This is a genomic window from Frigoribacterium sp. Leaf415 (assembly GCF_001424645.1).
GTDB lineage: Bacteria > Actinomycetota > Actinomycetes > Actinomycetales > Microbacteriaceae > Frigoribacterium.
Genome location: NZ_LMQR01000001.1, coordinates 2,139,587 through 2,155,114, shown reverse-complemented (window position 1 = coordinate 2,155,114; position 15,528 = coordinate 2,139,587). Strand labels below are relative to the sequence as shown.

Genomic DNA, 15,528 nt, shown 5'->3' with positions numbered 1-15,528 from the left:
GTCCATGCCCTGAACGGCATGTGACCGGGGGTTCCGGCGTCAGGCCTCGGGGTCGCGGGGCAGTCGGACGATGCGGCGCCGGTCGTCACGCGTCCACCAGACGAGGTCGGCCACGGCCCAGGTGACGGCACCCAGACCGGCGGCCACGACGATCACGGTGACGACGGTGACGTGGCCCCCGCCCACCGTCAGGGCCGCGACGATGCTCGCGATCACGACGAGCGCGCAGAACGTCGTGACGAGGGGCAGGGCGATGCCTCCGCGCTTGGTGAGCAGCCAGTTCGGCACGTCGGGGTCGACGTGGACGTCTCGTCGTCGCACGGTGCCTCCTCGGCGGATCGGGGTCCCGGCGATCGTAGCCCGCGCACCTTGTACCCTCGGGTGCATGAGCGACCTGCGGCGACCCTGGTTCACCCTGACGAAGACGGGCGCCGTGGTGCCCGCCGTGTTCGAGGTGCTGATCGGCCTGTTCGGCCTCGTCGTGCAGGTGCTCAACATCGCCTCGGGGGTGCCGGTCCAGGCGCTGACCGTGATCATTCTGATCGTGGCCGTGTTGCTGGTCGCGCAGGGTGTCGCCGACCTGGTCTGGTGGAGCAAGGACGGCCGTCGGGCTAGGGCGCGCCAGGTCTGACCGCATCGCCGGGGGCTGCCCCGGTCGGCGGTTCAGGCGGTCGCCTCGGGGCGGGGCCGACGCAGTCGGTGCGTGGCGAGCAGCACGACGACCACCACGCCCACCCCGATGGCGGTGTCGGCCGTCCGGGCCGCCACGAGGGCGCCCACGTCGACGGGCGAACCACCGAGCGCGCGCATGCCGAGCGCCATGGGCGTGATGAACACGAGCGCCAGCCCGTAGTTGCGGACGATCAGCAGCTCGGTCGCGAACTGCAGCACGCCGAAGGCGACGATCAGGGCCGCGACGCCGGGCTGCCAGGCCAGCAGCAGGGCGGCGAGGCCGACCCCGACGAGGGTGCCGAGGAGGCGGTGGCCGGCCCGTACGAGCTGGCCCGCCGTCGCGGTCCCCACCACGGGCACCACGGCCGACACCATCGCCCAGTACGGGCTCTGCACGCCGAGACCCAGGCTGATCAGCCCGGCGGCGATCGAGGCCACCAGGCAGACCGAGGCGTGGACGATCGTCCGTCGGCCGTCCAGGGGGCGGGGGTCGCGCCTCCATCGGCGTCCGTCGACGGTGGCGAGTGCGCGGCGGCCGGCGGGCAGCAGCACGCCCGCGACCGACGCGAGCAGGGCGAGCGCGAGGCTCGCCGGGGCGACGACCGCGGCCACCGCGACGGTCGACGCGGTCGCGGGCACGAACGCCGAGACGCCGAGGCCGAAGACGAAGAAGAGCGGGCCGGGCGGGCTCCAGCGGCGCAGGTCGGAGACGGCTGACGTGACGCCGGCGACGAGACCGATCGTGACGACCAGCACCCAGACCGGGGCCGACGAGGCGGCCAGCGCGGTGCCCAGCACCACGCAGGCGACGAGGGAGAGCCCGGCCTCGAGCTGCATCTCGAGCCGCTGGAGGCGGGGGAGCCCTCGGCCGAACGCCGAGGCGAAGGCGCCGAAGACCGCATAGGGCGCCCACTCGACGTGCCCGATCAGGGCCAGGACGACCATGGGTACGAGCACCGAGACGGCCACGCGGGCGGCCGGACGGTGGGCGCCGTCGTGCGGGCCGAGGCGGACCAGGTCGCGCGGGTGCGGCAGCAGGCGGTGGGCGGGGGTCGTGGTCGTGATGGGGCGGTCCTCTGGTCGACGTGGCGTGGGCGCTCGTCGTCGAACTGCTTCACGGGTGAATGATCTGAGGGCTACTTTACTCGTGAACCATCGGTAGGCTCAAGGGCATGACCGACGCCGAGCCTCGCGACGCGATGGACGACGTCCACGACCGGTGGCGTGAGCTGCGGCCCGACCTCGACGTCTCGGCCATCCCCGTCATCGGCCGCGTCAACCGGCTCGCTCGCATCGTGCAGCGGCGCAGCGACGATCTGCTCGCCGAGTTCGGCCTGGGGCGGGCGGACTTCGACCTGCTCGCGGCCCTGACCCGACGCGACGCACCGACGAGTCCGACGCAACTGGCCGACGAGACGCTCCTGTCGCCGCCGGCCGTCACGAAACGCGTCAAGGGCCTGCTCGCGGCAGGCCTCGTCGACCGCACGGCGAACCCTGCCGACCACCGCGGCTACTTCGTCGCGCCGACCGCCGCCGGGCGTCGCCTGATCGACCGCGTGCTCGAGGTGCAGCTCGCCGACGAGCGGGCGATTCTCGCCGCCCTGCCCGAGGAGGCGCGCGCGGCCGTCGCGGACGGCCTGCGTCACCTGCTCGTCGCCCTCGACGGCTGAGTCGGACCCGTCCGGGGTCGCCCGGTCGTCTGGCCGGCGTCTCGGGAGGGGGCGCCGCTCAGGCCTTGATCTCGCTGGAGACGCTGATCTCGGATGTCTGCGGCTCGGGATCGGGTCGTGGTGGCCGCCGCCTCTCGAACCGGGTCTTGGCGCCGAGCGACGGGCTCTCGACGAGGTGCCAGGACACGACGGCCAGCAGCAGGGTGACGGCCGTCACGGCGACGAAGTTGACGGACAGGGGCTGGACGCCGAACACGGCGATGAATGCCTGTTGGACGGGGAAGGCGAAGATGTACAGCCCGTACGAGAAGTCACCGTAGCGCGACGCACGACGGACCACGGGGGTGGAGGTCAGGCCCAGGGCCAGGATGATGTACGGCAGCAGGACCCACGTCGCCACACGCCCGATCTCGGCGTCGGCGGTGAAGAGGAGCGGCAGGGCCAGAGCGGCCACGAGGGCGAGGTCGAGTCGGAAGGTCCGGTTCGTGAACGCGATGGCGCAGACCATGCCACCCGCGAAGAAGATCCAGGGCTCGAGGGCGTCGCCGAGGTAGTAACCGTAGACCTTGACGGGAACGTCGAGCGTGAAGAGGGTGATGGCGCACGCGACGCCGAAGGCCGAGGCCGTGACGAGGCGGAACCGCGCGGGCACGGCCATCAGGATCGGGACGAAGAGGTAGCAACTGAACTCGACCGGGAGCGTCCACAGCGACCCGTTGACGACGTCACCGTAGGGCAGGCCCTGGAAGACGCCGGGCAGGACGAACGCCGGACGGAGGATGGCGTTGTTGAGGAAGGTCCACGTGCCCGGGCTGGCGAAGTACTCGCTCGTCGACAGCGACGTCGCGATCGGACCGAACACCAGGATGCTTCCCAACGTGACGACGATGAGCGCCGGGAAGATGCGGAGCGACCGGGCCAGGAGGTAGCTGCCCAGGTGGGGGCGACGCAGCCAGCTCTTGGTGATGAGATACCCGCTGATGACGAAGAACACGTGCACACCGAGCACGTGGATCGGCGTGCCGTAGAGGTACGGGATCGTCGCCACGGCACCGGTGAGCGGGTAGGAGTGGCCGATGATGACCATGAGCGCACCGACGATTCGGAGCGCGTCGAGGTTGTTCTCCCGCCGGGACAACTCTGCAGATGGGCTGTCCATCCTCCCGAGGATAGACGATGAGCAAGCGTCGTCATCTCACTCGCCCCTAGGCTCGAACCATGCGTGCCCGATCCGACCGTGTCCGTCGACGCCGAGCAGCCCTGACCTCGCTCGTGGTCCTCTTGGTCACGTCCGGCGTCCTGGTCGCGGTGGGGCCCTCCGCGGGACGGGTCCTCGGGGCCGTCGTGGCCGACGCCGGCGTCGACACGGCTGCCGGGCGTGCGGGCACTCCGATGTCATCGTCTTCCTCGTCGGGTGACCGGCGGATCGTCGAGTATCCCAGCCGCCCGAACGGCGACGTGGTCGTGTACTTGCACGGAGCAGGCCAGGACGCTACCGCGCTCGTGTACGACCCCGAGGTCAAGTCTGTCGTCGACGCCTTGCTCACCGCGGGTTACGTCGTCGCGTCGAGTGACGGAGGGCTGGACTCGTGGGGTGACGAGGCCGGGGTGACCGAGTACCTCGATCTGGTCGCCGACCTCCGGGGGGCCGACGAGGCATCCCGGGTCTTCCTGGTGGCCGAGTCCATGGGGGCCTTGTCCGCGGCGCAAGTCGCGACCCGGACCGACGTCACCGCCTGGGCCCTGATGTACCCGGTGTGCGACGTCTCGACCATCTCCGAGCCCACCCTTCTGGCCTCGCTGTCGGCTGCCTACCCGGACGGGGTGCCCGCGAGGCTGAGTCCGCTCGCGTGGCCCGCCGGGGTGCCGGTGAAGGTCTGGGCGTCGCCAGGCGACACCCTCGTGGGCAAAGCCGCCAACGCCGACCGTTGTGCTGCTCGCGTGGGGGCGTCGGTCGTGTCGACGACGGGTCAGCACGGTGATCCGTCCAACTTCGACGGGCAAGCCGTCGTCGACTTCTTCAGAGCCGGCCACGGGACTTGAACCCGTAACCTTCCGATTACAAGTCGGATGCGCTACCAATTGCGCCAGGCCGGCGAGGCTCGCCCATCTTACCCAGCCCGCGCCTCCTCACCCGGCGTGGAGGATGCGGTCGGTGCAGGATTGGCGTTCGGGGGCCGAGAAGTGGTGAAGTAGACGGAGCGCACCGCGCCCGCCGGACGCACCGACCTGAGGAGCCCCCTTGTCCACGATCTTGACCGCGCTCGGTTCGCTCGCCATGCTCTTCGTCAGCTTCGCCCTGTTCGCCTACTCGTTCGGCTCCGGCGAGCCCAACGCCTTCGTCTTCTTCGGGGGCATCGTCCTGATGACCGGCTCGTTCTGGCTGCCCATCACGGTGATCGGCAACAGCCACAAGACCTGGTGACCGGGTCGGTGCCCGCAGGGGCACCGACCGACTACGGCGTGCTGACGAATTGCTCGGGGTCGAGCAGCTTCCGCGGCTTGGCGTCGTCGCCGTCACGACCGCCGACGTAGAGCCAGCCCAGCAGCTGTTCTCCGTCGCGCAGGCCGTGTGCCGTCGCCACCTCGGGCGCCCGGGTCAGGACGCCGGTCCGCCAGAACACGCCCCAGCCCTCGTCGTCGAGCACGAGCGACAGCAGGTGCGCCACACCCGAGGCGACCGATTCTTGCTCCCAGTAGGGAACCTTGCGGCTCTCGCGCGGCGAGACGACCACCGCGACGATCAGGGGAGCACGCAGCGCCTTCTGCGTCAGCTTGTCGCGAGCGTGACCCTCGGCCCGACCCGCGTCGGCCAGCGACCGGCCCACGACGAGTCGGTCGTCACCGCGGAACTCGATCAGCCGCCACGGGCGCAGCTCGGAGTGGTCCGCCACCGTCGCCGCCGACCGCACGGCGTCCAGCAGCTGCTCGTGCGTCGGGGCCACGTCGGTGACCTTCGACCGCGACCGTCGGCGCCGGGCGGCGTCGGCGACGGCGCTCACTACTCGGCGGCCTTGAAGTCGAGCGAGATGCTGTTCATGCAGTAACGGTCGCCGGTCGGCGTGCCGAAGCCGTCGGGGAACACGTGGCCCAGGTGCGAGCCGCAGTTCGCGCACCGGACCTCGGTGCGGGTCATGCCGAGCGAGTTGTCCTCGATCAGCTGCACCGCGTCCGGGTTCACCGACTCGTAGAAGCTCGGCCATCCGCAGCCGCTGTCGAACTTGGTGCCGCTCTTGAACAGCTCGGCGCTGCACGCCGCACACGCGTAGACGCCGGCACGGCTCTCGTCGAGCAGCTCACCGGTCCAGGGGCGCTCGGTGGCGGCCTCCCGCAGGACGGAGTACTGCTCGGCGTCGAGCTCTTCACGCCACTGCTCGTCGGTCTTCTCGATCTTGTACGCCACGATGATCTCCTTGCTTGTCGGGACTCCTCATTCAACACGGTCGACCGGTGCACGATTCCCCGGCCCCCACCGGGCTGCCAGACTCCTGGTCGTGAGCACCTCCGACCGCTTCCTGGCCGCGGCCCTCGCCTTCGACCGTGAGGGGTCGCCGTCGCAGGCAGAGCTCGCGCGGGGCATCGCGGGCGATCCGACGGCGCTCGCCGTCGTCGACCGGGCCGAGGAGGCGCGGCGCCAGCCCGTCCTCGTCCTCGCGGTCTGCCGGTGGCTGGGTGCCCCGCACGGGGCCTGGTCGGTGCTGCGGCCCTGGCTGCTCGCCCGCTCCGACGACGTCGTGGCCGAACTCGGTCGGCGACTCACCCAGACCAACGACGTGCGCCGCTGCGCCCCGCTGTCGATCGCGCTGGCCCGCGTGCCGGGCCCCGTCGCCCTCATCGAGGTCGGCGCCTCGGCCGGCCTCTGCCTCGGTGTCGACCGGTACGGCTACCGCTCGGGCGACCGGACCTGGGGGGACGCGTCGAGCACGGTGCAACTCGGGATCGACGTCGTCGAGGGCGCGACCCGGTCTCGGGTCGAGCTTCCGACGGGACGGCTGCCCGAGGTCGTCTGGCGGGCGGGGATCGACCTCGACCCGGTCGACGTCCGCGACCCCGAGCAGGTGGCCTGGCTCGAGACGCTGCTGCCGCCCGAGCGCGGTGATCGACGGGACCTGCTGGGGCGGGCCGTCGCGCTCGCCCGCACCGCGCCTCCTCGGCTCGTCGCGGCGGACGCCGTCGACGGTCTCGCCGCCCTCGTGGACGAGGCCTCGACGGGCGCCACGCCGGTCGTGGTCTCGACGGGCACGCTCGTCTACCTGCCGGGTCGGCGGCGCCAGGCCTTCGTCGACGAGGTCGTCCGGCTGGGTGCGCGGTGGATCTCGTACGAGCGCCGCGACCTGCTGACGGACGTGGTCGCCGAGGTGCCGCCGGGGGTGTCTCCCGACGACGCGTTCGCGGCCCTCGCCCTCGACGGCCGGGCGCTGGGCGTGGGGGACGCCCACGGAACGCGGCTGCACCTCACGGCCTGACCGCGAGTCGGCTCGCGGCACCGGGCGACCGAGGGTGCCTCGGGCGGGTGGGCGCGTCGGCGGACCACGCCCCCGGCCTCCGCGATCGGTCGGGACCGCGCCCATAGGATGACCCGGAACCCAGGGGAGGGCCGCCACGATGGACGAGAACGCGACAGGTGACGACGTGCGCTCCGGCATGCTGTCCGAGAGCGACCGCGCCGTCCTCGATTTCGAGCAGCGTGCCCCCGCCTCGGCCGGTGCCCGGGAGGCCGCGATCCGGCGCGAGCTGGGCCTCGGGGTCGTCCGCTACCAGCAGTTGCTCAACTCGCTCATAGACCGACCCGCTGCACTGGCCTACGCACCCATGCTCGTCGGCCGCCTGCAGCGCCTGCGAGTCGCCCGCCGCGACGCCCGATCGACCCGTTCGTTCGGTCCGACCCGCTGATCCACGAGAGACCACGCATGCCGAAATTCGACCGAGACCGGTTCGACGACGTCCCCGCCGACCTCGACCGCGTCGGGGCCCACCGAGCCGAGAAGCGCCCCGGCAGCGGCTGGATCGGCTTCGCCTGGGCGGCCCTCGCCGTCGGCGTGCTGGTCGGTGCCGGCGTCGTGTACCTCGGGGTCGCCAACAACAGCTTCCAGTTCGTCAACCCGTCGTCGTCGAGCACCGCGGGGGCCGAGGACCCCGAGACCGACACGGCGACCCCGACGGCCACGCCGTCGGTCACCCCGCTCACCGACCCCTCGCAGGTCGACCCCTCGGTCACCACGATCACCGTGCTGAACGGAACGGCCACGGCCGGGCTCGCCGGTTCGGCCTCCCAGCGGCTCGAGACCGACGGTTGGGTCGTCGGCACCCAGGGCAACGCCAGCGAGCGCGTCGCGACGTCGACCGTCTACTACTCGGCGGCCGTCGACGAGGCCGTCGCGCTGGGCCTCGCCCAGCAGCTCGGCATCGCGGACGTCGAGCTGACCGACGCCTTCCCGGGTGCCGCCGTCACGATCGTCCTCGGGGCCGACTACAGCGCCTGACAGGCCCCTGCCCGCCGGCCCGATCCGAGGAGGCGCGGGTCCCGTCGGGCCCTCACCGCGCCTCCCGTGTTACGCCCGCGTTTAATTACCGGTGAAATCCTCGTTTTCGGCGGGTGTTTCTCGTTCGAGGTGTGTTCTTCGGCTTTCCTCGTGGCTAGCATCTGGAACTGGTCGCCCCCCACGGCTCGCCGACCTGGTGTTCTGCACGAGTGACGCTGTCCCGTCCGGGCTCGCAGATGACTGCGTGGACGACCCGGCTCTGCAGCACCGCACGCGCCGTACCACCACAGCAAGGGGAGCAACACCATGGCAAACGGGACCGTGAAATGGTTCAACGCGGAGAAGGGCTTCGGCTTCATCACCGTCGAGGGAGGCGGCCAGGACGTCTTCGTGCACTACTCGGCGATCGACATGAGCGGGTACAAGGTCCTCGAAGAGGGCCAGGCCGTCGTGTTCGAGGTCGGCACGGGCGACAAGGGGCCGCAGGCGGAGTCCGTCCGGCTCGCCTGAGGCCCGTCGGCGCGCCTCGACGCACCCACTCCCTCGCCGCACGCCGTCACGGTCCGCCGTGGCGGCGTGCTCGTGCGTCCGGGCCCCGCCACGTCACTTGCACTCTCATCGGGCGAGTGCCAGAATCGTTGCTGGCACTCGCGACACGTGAGTGCCAATGCTTCTGCTTCATGACGTCCGGGAGGGACGAAAAACACACATGGCTAAGATCATTGCTTTTGACGAAGAGGCCCGTCGTGGCCTCGAGCGTGGCCTGAACATCCTGGCCGACGCGGTGAAGGTCACGCTCGGCCCGCGTGGTCGCAACGTCGTGCTCGAGAAGAAGTGGGGCGCCCCCACCATCACGAACGACGGCGTCTCCATCGCCAAAGAGATCGAGCTCGACGACCCCTTCGAGAAGATCGGTGCCGAGCTCGTCAAAGAGGTCGCGAAGAAGACCGACGACGTCGCCGGTGACGGCACGACCACCGCGACGGTGCTGGCCCAGGCCCTCGTCCGCGAAGGTCTGCGCAACGTCGCGGCCGGTGCCGACCCCATCTCGCTGAAGCGCGGCATCGAGAAGGCCGCCCAGGCCGTCTCCGACCAGTTGCTCGCCGACGCGAAGGACATCGAGACCAAAGAGCAGATCGCTGCCACGGCCTCGATCTCGGCCGCCGACCCCACCATCGGTGCGCTCATCGCCGAAGCGATCGACAAGGTCGGCAAAGAGGGCGTCGTCACCGTCGAGGAGAGCAACACCTTCGGCACCGAGCTCGAGCTCACCGAGGGCATGCGCTTCGACAAGGGCTACCTGTCGCAGTACTTCGTCACCGACCCCGAGCGCCAGGAGGCCGTCTTCGAGGACGCCTACGTGCTCATCGTGAACTCGAAGATCTCGAACATCAAGGACCTGCTGCCGATCGTCGACAAGGTCATCCAGTCGGGCAAGCAGCTGCTCATCATCGCCGAGGACGTCGACGGCGAGGCCCTGGCCACGCTCGTCGTGAACAAGATCCGCGGCATCTTCAAGTCGGTCGCCGTCAAGGCCCCCGGCTTCGGTGACCGTCGCAAGGCGCAGCTGCAGGACATCGCGATCCTCACCGGTGGTCAGGTCATCGCCGAAGAGGTCGGTCTCAAGCTCGAGAACGCGACGCTCGACCTGCTCGGTCGTGCCCGCAAGGTCATCATCACCAAGGACGAGACGACCATCGTCGAGGGTGCCGGTGACGACGAGCAGATCGCCGGCCGCGTCCGTCAGATCCGCAGCGAGATCGAGGCGACCGACAGCGACTACGACCGCGAGAAGCTCCAGGAGCGTCTCGCGAAGCTCGCCGGTGGCGTCGCCGTCATCAAGGCGGGTGCCGCGACCGAGGTCGAGCTGAAAGAGCGCAAGCACCGCATCGAGGACGCCGTGCGCAACGCGAAGGCAGCCGTCGAAGAGGGCATCGTCGCCGGTGGTGGCGTCGCCCTCATCCAGGCCGGCAAGACCGCTCTGGCGAACCTGCAGCTCGAGGGCGACGAGGCGACGGGTGCGAACATCGTCCGCGTCGCGATCGACGCTCCCCTGAAGCAGATCGCCTTCAACGCCGGCATGGAGCCCGGCGTCGTGGCCGACAAGGTCCGCGGGCTCGACATCGGTTGGGGCCTCAACGCCGCGACCGGCGAGTACGTCGACATGCTGGCCGCCGGCATCATCGACCCCGCCAAGGTCACGCGTTCGGCTCTGCAGAACGCCGCGTCGATCGCCGGTCTGTTCCTCACGACCGAGGCCGTCGTCGCCGACAAGCCCGAGAAGAACCCGGCCCCGGCTGGCGACCCCTCGGGTGGCATGGACTTCTAGTCCGCAGCCGCGCGGCTCACACCGTGCACACGCTCAAGGGCGGTTCCCCTCCGGGGGAGCCGCCCTTCGGCGTTGCCGGGGGAGGGGCGTGCCCCAGGGTTCGGCCGGGCTCCGGCGCCGGCTCCGGTACAACGCCAGGAAGTGGACACGACACCAGGATGTGGACACGACGCCACGAGAAAACGTGGTGCGGTGTCCACTTCCTGGCGTCGGGGTTCGGGGTTCGGGGTGCGGGGTGCGGGGTGCGGGGTGCGGGGTGCGGGGCGCGGGGCGCGGGGCGCGGTGCGCGGTGCGCGGTGCGGGGTGCGCGGGGCGCGGCACCGGGCGCGGGGTGCGGCGCCAGGTGCGGAGCCCGCGGCGCAAGGCGCGCGGCGCCAGGTGCGGAGCCCGCGGCGCAAGGCGCGCGGCGCCGGGCGCCCGGCGCGGGCCGGGGCCGGTCGGGCTAGGCGGTCGCGGCGGCCGGCTCGGCCGCGGTGACCGCGTCGGCGGGCATCAGCGGCAGGGCGACGCGGAACGTGGCTCCACCCCCGGGGGTGTCGTCGACGTCCACCGAGCCGCCGTGGGCCGCGACGATGCCCGACACGATGGCCAGGCCGAGGCCGCTGCCGCCCGTGTCACGGGTGCGCGACGAGTCGGCCCGCCAGAAGCGCTGGAAGATCTTCTCGCGGATCTGCGGCGGGATGCCCTCGCCGTGGTCGACGATGGCGACGGTGGCGACACCGCGCCCGGGGTCGGACTGCACCACGAGCTCGATCGGGCTGTCCGGCTCGGTGAACCGCATCGCGTTGCCCATCAGGTTGGTGATCACCTGGCGGATCTTGTTCTCTTCGCCGTGCACGATGGCCGGGGCCTCGAACCGCTGCACCTCGTCCTGGAGCTGGGCGGCGGTGGCCGTGTCGCCGTTGCGGACGGCCCGAGCCCTCAGGCTGCGGAGGCGGGCGAGGGTCGCACCCGCGAACGAGATCGCACCCGTCGTGCCGGGCGAGGCATCCGTGGGCGAGGTGCCCGCCGCGGGGGTGCTCGCAGCCGGTGGGGCGGCCTCGAGGGAGCGTCCTTCGGCCGGTGTCTCGTCGCCGTCGGTCGGAGCCTGCGCCGAGGCGAGGACGGGTTCGAGCACGATCACGTCGATGTCTCGATCGGGGTTCGACGCCATGGTGTCGAGGGCCGAGTCGCGCGCCAGCTGCACGAGGTCGACGGGACCGAGCTCGAGCGGCTTGGACTCGTCGAGACGGGCGAGGGCGAGCAGGTCCTGCACCAGCACGCCCATGCGGATGGCCTCTTTCTCGATGCGGTCCATGGCCTGGGCGACGTCCTCGGGCTTGGTCAGCGCACCCATGCGGTACAGCTCGGCGTACCCGCGGAGGGAGACGAGCGGCGTCCGCAGTTCGTGGCTCGCGTCGCCGACGAAGCGGCGCATCTGGTCGATCGTCCTCGCGCGGTCGTCGAATGCGCTGTCGATCCGGTTCAGCATCGTGTTGAGGGACCGGTTCAGTCGTCCCACCTCGGTGTTCGGCGTCGTCGAGTCGAGTCGTTGGGTGAAGTCGCCGTCGGCGAAGCGGGCCGCGGTGGCCTCGACGTCGCGAAGCGGCGCGAAGGTCGACGTGACGAGCAGCCGGGTGAGGGCGGCGCCGAGCACGACGACCGAGAGGCCGAATCCCAGGAAGATGCCGCCGAAGCGCCCGATGGTGGCGTTGGTGCCCGCCAGGTTGGTGCCGGCCACGATGACGGCCGGCACGGTCGTCACGCCGCCCTGGGCGTCGGTCGAGCGCAGGTTGGCCGCGTGGGCGAAGAGGCGCCACTCGTTGTCACGGGTCGCGTTGTACCGGTTGAAGGCCTCGTCGAGGGGGGCGCCGGCGACACCGACGCCGGAGAGGTCCGGGGCGTCCGTGGCACTCGACAGCTGTGAGCGGGTGTCGCAGATGAGGTCGCCCTCGTCGTCGAGGATCGCCACGTAGCTGCTGGTCAGGCCGGCGAAGTTCACGGTGCACGATCGGGAGTCCGCCTGGTCGAAGGAGGCGCTGGTGAAGTTGGTCGCCGAGTTCCGCAGGGACGTGTCGACCTGCCCCATCAGGTAGGTGCTGAGGACGGTCATCGTGCCGAGGCCGGCGACGACGAGGCCGAGGGTGACCAGGGTCACCGTGATGCCGGTGATCTTGGTGCGGATGGAGATCTCGTTCCACCACTGCGAGAGGCGAGCGTGCATGAGGTCAGACGTTATCGGAGCCGGCTGGGCACACCCCGCCCGTCACCGCACGCACGACGAAGCCCGACCGCTCGGGGCGGTCGGGCTTCGACGGGTGGACGGGCCGGAGGTGGTGCGTCAGGCCTTGGAGGCCTTGAGCATGTAGCCGAAGCCGCGCTTGGTCTGGATGATCGGCTCGGTCGAGAACTGGTCGAGCTTGCGACGCAGGTACGAGATGTAGCTCTCGACGATGCCGGCGTCGCCGTTGAAGTCGTACTCCCACACGTGGTCGAGGATCTGGGCCTTCGACAGCACGCGGTTCGGGTTGAGCATGAGGTAGCGCAACAGCTTGAACTCGGTGGGGCTGAGCTCGATGGCCGTCTCGCCGATGGTGACCTCGTGGGTGTCCTGGTCCATCGTGAGCTCGCCGGCGCGGATGATCGCGTCCTCGTCCTCGTTCATCGTGCGCCGGAGGATCGCCTTGATGCGCGCGACGATCTCGTCGAGGCTGAAGGGCTTGGTGACGTAGTCGTCGCCGCCGACGGTGAGGCCCGTGATCTTGTCCTCGGTGTCGTCCTTCGCCGTGAGGAAGAGGATGGGCGACGTGTAACCCGACGAACGGAGGCGCTTGGTCACGCCGAACCCGTTCATGTCGGGCAGCATCACGTCGAGGATGATCAGGTCGGGTTCCTCTTCGAGGACCGCCGAGATCGCCTGCGCACCATTGCCGACCGCACGGACGGCGAAGCCCGCGAAACGCAGGCTGGTGGTCAACAGGTCGCGGATGTTCGGTTCGTCGTCGACGATCAGGATCTTGGGGCCGTCACTCATGCGCCCAAGTATCTGCGCGCCTCCTCGGTGTTTCCTGTGAGCCGGAGGCACGTCACCCGCATGTGGACGGAGCGGCAGCCCTCAGGCGGCCGTGACGGCAGGACGCTCAGGCGTCGGGGCCGGACCACTCGACGTTGGGCACCAGGGCCACGCGCGTGGTGAGCTCGAGCAGCTCGTCGGGCACGGCCAGGGTGAAGTCCACGCCCTCACGCCGCTCGAGCACCGCCGTGTAGCCCGAGGCCCGGGTGATCTGCCACCCCGGGAACTCCTCGACGGAGGCGGCGACGACCTGGGCCTCGGAGGCGTCGTCGGTCGCACCGATCGCGGTGAGGCCGGCGAACAGGTGGTCCTTGACGGGCGACCCGGCGAGCAGGTCGCTGCGTTCGATCACCTCGGGATCGGGGCTCCAGGTCACGATGCTGAGGGTCGCCCCCGCGTGAAGCCCGCCCTGCACCTCGTAGGTGCGGGCGACCGACACGACGACCGACGGGTCCCACTCGGCGAACCGGGCGACCTGGCCGCGGAACTCCATGGCGTCGTGGTCGAGGGACGCGACCAGGGGGCCGAAGGTCGCGAACGGGGCCTGGTCGGCCGCGAACACCCGGCGCAGGCTGTCGCGCCAGAGCTCGTCGTCGCCCAGGGGCAGGTCGGCGCCCTGCTCGTCGGTCACGCGGCGACCACCGGCGAGTCGAGGATCGTGTAGCTGTAGCCCTGCTCGGCCAGGAAGCGCTGGCGGTTCTGCGCGAAGTCCTGGTCGACCGTGTCGCGGCTGACGAGCGTGTAGAACGAGGCGGGCAGGCCCGACTTCTTCGGCCGCAGCAGACGACCGAGTCGCTGCGCCTCTTCTTGCCGGGACCCGTACGAGCCGCTGACCTGGATCGCCACGGTCGCCTCGGGCAGGTCGACCGAGAAGTTGGCCACCTTCGAGACGACGAGCACCTTGAGGTCGCCGTCGCGGAAGCGCTGGTAGAGGCGCTCGCGCTCGTCGACGGGCGTGCTGCCGGTGAGCGTGGGGGCGTCGAGCACCGCCGCGAGCTCGTCGAGCTGGTCGAGGTACTGGCCGATGACGAGGATCTGCTCGCCGTCGTGCCGGGCCACGAGGTGCTTGACCACGTCGAGCTTGGCCGGGGCCGTGGCCGCCAGCCGGTAGCGCTCGTCGTCGGGCGACGCCGCGTACTCGAGCCGCGCCTCCTGGGGCAGGTCGACCCGCACCTCGTAGCAGGAGGCCGGCGAGATGAAGCCCTGGGCCTCGATCTCTTTCCAGGGGGCGTCGAAGCGCTTGGGGCCGATCAGGCTGAAGACGTCGCTCTCGCGACCGTCCTCGCGCACGAGCGTGGCGGTGAGGCCGAGGCGGCGGCGGGCCTGCAACTCGGCGGTCAGCTTGAAGACCGGCGCGGGCAGCAGGTGCACCTCGTCGTAGACCACGAGACCCCAGTCGAGGGCGTCCAGCAGCGAGAGGTGCGTGTACTTGCCCCCGCGGCGGGCCGTGAGGATCTGGTAGGTGGCGATGGTGACCGGCTTGACCTCTTTCACCGAGCCGGAGTACTCGCCGATCTCGTCCTCGGTCAACGAGGTGCGCTTGAGCAGCTCGTCGCGCCACTGCCGTGCCGAGACGGTGTTGGTGACGAGGATCAGCGTGGTCGTCCCGGCGGCCGCCATGGCCCCCGCGCCCACGAGGGTCTTGCCGGCGCCGCAGGGCAGCACGACGACGCCCGAGCCGCCCTCGAAGAAGTTGTCGATCGCCTTCTGCTGGTAGTCGCGCAGGTGCCAGTCGCTCTCGTCGAGGTCGATCGCGTGGGGGGTGCCGGGCGTGTAGCCGGCGTGGTCCTCGGCGGGCCAGCCGAGCTTGACGAGCTGCTGCTTGACCTCGCCGCGGGCCCAGGGCAGGAGCTCCCACAGGTCGTCGGCCCGCTTGACGCCGAGCAGCTCGCCGACCTTCTTGGCCCGGGTCACCTCGCTCAGCACCGAGCTGTCGGTGCCGCGCAGCAGCAACTGGTCGCCGTCGCGCTCGATGACGATGCGGCCGTAGCGCGCGACGGTCTCGGCGATGTCGACGCTGACGCTCTGCGGCACGGGGAACTTGCTGTACTTCTCGAGCGTGCCGAGCATGTCGTCGGCGCTGTGCCCGGCCGCCCGTGCGTTCCACAAACCGAGTCGGGTGATGCGGTAGGTGTGCACGTGCTCGGGGGCGCGCTCGAGCTCGGCGAAGACGCTGAGGTCGTGCCGCGCGTCCTCCGCCTGCTCGTGGGCGACCTCGAGCAGGACGGTGCGATCGCTCTGCACGATCAGGGGTCCGGTCATGAGGAACGAGTCTAGGCGCGCCTCCTGCCGCCTCTCACAGCCGGGCGGGGGCCGCCGACG

General features: G+C 70.8%; 18 protein-coding genes and 1 tRNA gene. 9 read left to right on the top strand and 10 right to left on the bottom strand.

Annotation, left to right across the window (positions count from 1 at the left end; all coding sequences use genetic code 11):
* Nucleotides 1-39: 39 nt before the first annotated feature.
* Nucleotides 40-321 (bottom strand): hypothetical protein, encoded by a 282-nt coding sequence (locus ASG28_RS09940; protein ID WP_055974606.1) that lies wholly within the window; start codon nucleotides 319-321, stop codon nucleotides 40-42.
* A 64-nt stretch (nucleotides 322-385) separates the two neighbouring features.
* On the opposite strand from ASG28_RS09940, the gene ASG28_RS09935 reads away from it, so the two are divergent.
* Nucleotides 386-631, top strand: a complete 246-nt coding sequence (locus ASG28_RS09935) for a hypothetical protein (protein WP_043593542.1) — start codon at nucleotides 386-388, stop codon at nucleotides 629-631.
* Nucleotides 632-663: 32 nt separating this feature from the next.
* On the opposite strand, the gene ASG28_RS09930 is transcribed toward ASG28_RS09935, so the two are convergent.
* The gene (locus ASG28_RS09930; protein WP_055974603.1) at nucleotides 664-1,641 is read right to left on the bottom strand and encodes an FUSC family protein; all 978 of its coding nucleotides are present in this window, start codon (nucleotides 1,639-1,641) and stop codon (nucleotides 664-666) included.
* Nucleotides 1,642-1,844: 203 nt separating this feature from the next.
* On the opposite strand from ASG28_RS09930, the gene ASG28_RS09925 reads away from it, so the two are divergent.
* Nucleotides 1,845-2,342, top strand: a complete 498-nt coding sequence (locus ASG28_RS09925; protein ID WP_055974602.1) for a MarR family winged helix-turn-helix transcriptional regulator — start codon at nucleotides 1,845-1,847, stop codon at nucleotides 2,340-2,342.
* A 58-nt stretch (nucleotides 2,343-2,400) separates the two neighbouring features.
* Here the strand turns inward: ASG28_RS09925 and ASG28_RS09920 are convergent, their stop codons facing one another.
* Nucleotides 2,401-3,501, bottom strand: coding sequence for an acyltransferase family protein (locus ASG28_RS09920; protein ID WP_082454558.1), 1,101 nt, complete (start codon nucleotides 3,499-3,501; stop codon nucleotides 2,401-2,403).
* A gap of 59 nt (nucleotides 3,502-3,560) precedes the next feature.
* On the opposite strand from ASG28_RS09920, the gene ASG28_RS16050 reads away from it, so the two are divergent.
* Complete coding sequence (locus ASG28_RS16050; RefSeq protein ID WP_082454557.1) at nucleotides 3,561-4,385, top strand: hypothetical protein; 825 nt, start codon at nucleotides 3,561-3,563, stop codon at nucleotides 4,383-4,385.
* Here ASG28_RS16050 and ASG28_RS09910 read toward each other — a convergent pair.
* Nucleotides 4,367-4,439: transfer RNA gene (locus ASG28_RS09910), tRNA-Thr, on the bottom strand. The genes ASG28_RS16050 and ASG28_RS09910 overlap by 19 nt on opposite strands.
* Nucleotides 4,440-4,584: 145 nt before the next feature.
* Between ASG28_RS09910 and ASG28_RS09905 the strand changes: the two genes are divergently transcribed.
* The gene (locus ASG28_RS09905) at nucleotides 4,585-4,767 is read left to right on the top strand and encodes a hypothetical protein (protein ID WP_055974590.1); all 183 of its coding nucleotides are present in this window, start codon (nucleotides 4,585-4,587) and stop codon (nucleotides 4,765-4,767) included.
* 31 nt (nucleotides 4,768-4,798) lie between these two features.
* Here the strand turns inward: ASG28_RS09905 and ASG28_RS09900 are convergent, their stop codons facing one another.
* Both ASG28_RS09900 and msrB read right to left on the bottom strand, forming a co-directional pair.
* Entirely contained in the window at nucleotides 4,799-5,344 is a 546-nt protein-coding gene (locus ASG28_RS09900; RefSeq protein ID WP_055974587.1) for a nitroreductase family protein, read from the bottom strand.
* Nucleotides 5,344-5,745 (bottom strand): peptide-methionine (R)-S-oxide reductase MsrB, encoded by a 402-nt coding sequence (gene msrB, locus ASG28_RS09895; RefSeq protein ID WP_043593533.1) that lies wholly within the window; start codon nucleotides 5,743-5,745, stop codon nucleotides 5,344-5,346. Before msrB ends, ASG28_RS09900 begins: the two co-directional genes overlap by 1 nt.
* Nucleotides 5,746-5,836: 91 nt before the next feature.
* On the opposite strand from msrB, the gene ASG28_RS09890 reads away from it, so the two are divergent.
* The 5 genes from ASG28_RS09890 (at nucleotide 5,837) to groL (ending at nucleotide 10,154) form a co-directional block, all read left to right on the top strand.
* A complete protein-coding gene (locus tag ASG28_RS09890; protein ID WP_055974584.1) occupies nucleotides 5,837-6,808 on the top strand; it encodes a DUF2332 domain-containing protein in 972 nt (323 codons plus the stop codon).
* Nucleotides 6,809-6,947: 139 nt separating this feature from the next.
* Entirely contained in the window at nucleotides 6,948-7,235 is a 288-nt protein-coding gene (locus tag ASG28_RS09885; protein WP_055974581.1) for a DUF3263 domain-containing protein, read from the top strand.
* 17 nt (nucleotides 7,236-7,252) lie between these two features.
* Nucleotides 7,253-7,825, top strand: coding sequence for a LytR C-terminal domain-containing protein (locus ASG28_RS09880; RefSeq protein WP_055974578.1), 573 nt, complete (start codon nucleotides 7,253-7,255; stop codon nucleotides 7,823-7,825).
* A gap of 306 nt (nucleotides 7,826-8,131) precedes the next feature.
* Complete coding sequence (locus ASG28_RS09875) at nucleotides 8,132-8,335, top strand: cold-shock protein (protein ID WP_055974575.1); 204 nt, start codon at nucleotides 8,132-8,134, stop codon at nucleotides 8,333-8,335.
* A 199-nt stretch (nucleotides 8,336-8,534) separates the two neighbouring features.
* Nucleotides 8,535-10,154, top strand: coding sequence for a chaperonin GroEL (gene groL / locus ASG28_RS09870; RefSeq protein ID WP_043593524.1), 1,620 nt, complete (start codon nucleotides 8,535-8,537; stop codon nucleotides 10,152-10,154).
* Nucleotides 10,155-10,596: 442 nt separating this feature from the next.
* Here groL and ASG28_RS09865 read toward each other — a convergent pair whose 3' ends face one another.
* From ASG28_RS09865 to ASG28_RS09850, 4 genes are all read right to left on the bottom strand, one after another.
* Nucleotides 10,597-12,357 (bottom strand): sensor histidine kinase, encoded by a 1,761-nt coding sequence (locus ASG28_RS09865; protein ID WP_055974572.1) that lies wholly within the window; start codon nucleotides 12,355-12,357, stop codon nucleotides 10,597-10,599.
* Nucleotides 12,358-12,474: 117 nt separating this feature from the next.
* Nucleotides 12,475-13,167: a response regulator transcription factor gene (locus ASG28_RS09860; protein ID WP_054146826.1), complete on the bottom strand. Its 693-nt coding sequence runs from the start codon at nucleotides 13,165-13,167 to the stop codon at nucleotides 12,475-12,477.
* A 106-nt stretch (nucleotides 13,168-13,273) separates the two neighbouring features.
* Nucleotides 13,274-13,837 (bottom strand): hypothetical protein, encoded by a 564-nt coding sequence (locus tag ASG28_RS09855; RefSeq protein WP_055974569.1) that lies wholly within the window; start codon nucleotides 13,835-13,837, stop codon nucleotides 13,274-13,276.
* Nucleotides 13,834-15,468, bottom strand: a complete 1,635-nt coding sequence (locus ASG28_RS09850) for a DNA repair helicase XPB (protein ID WP_055974566.1) — start codon at nucleotides 15,466-15,468, stop codon at nucleotides 13,834-13,836. Before ASG28_RS09850 ends, ASG28_RS09855 begins: the two co-directional genes overlap by 4 nt.
* Nucleotides 15,469-15,528: the final 60 nt, after the last annotated feature.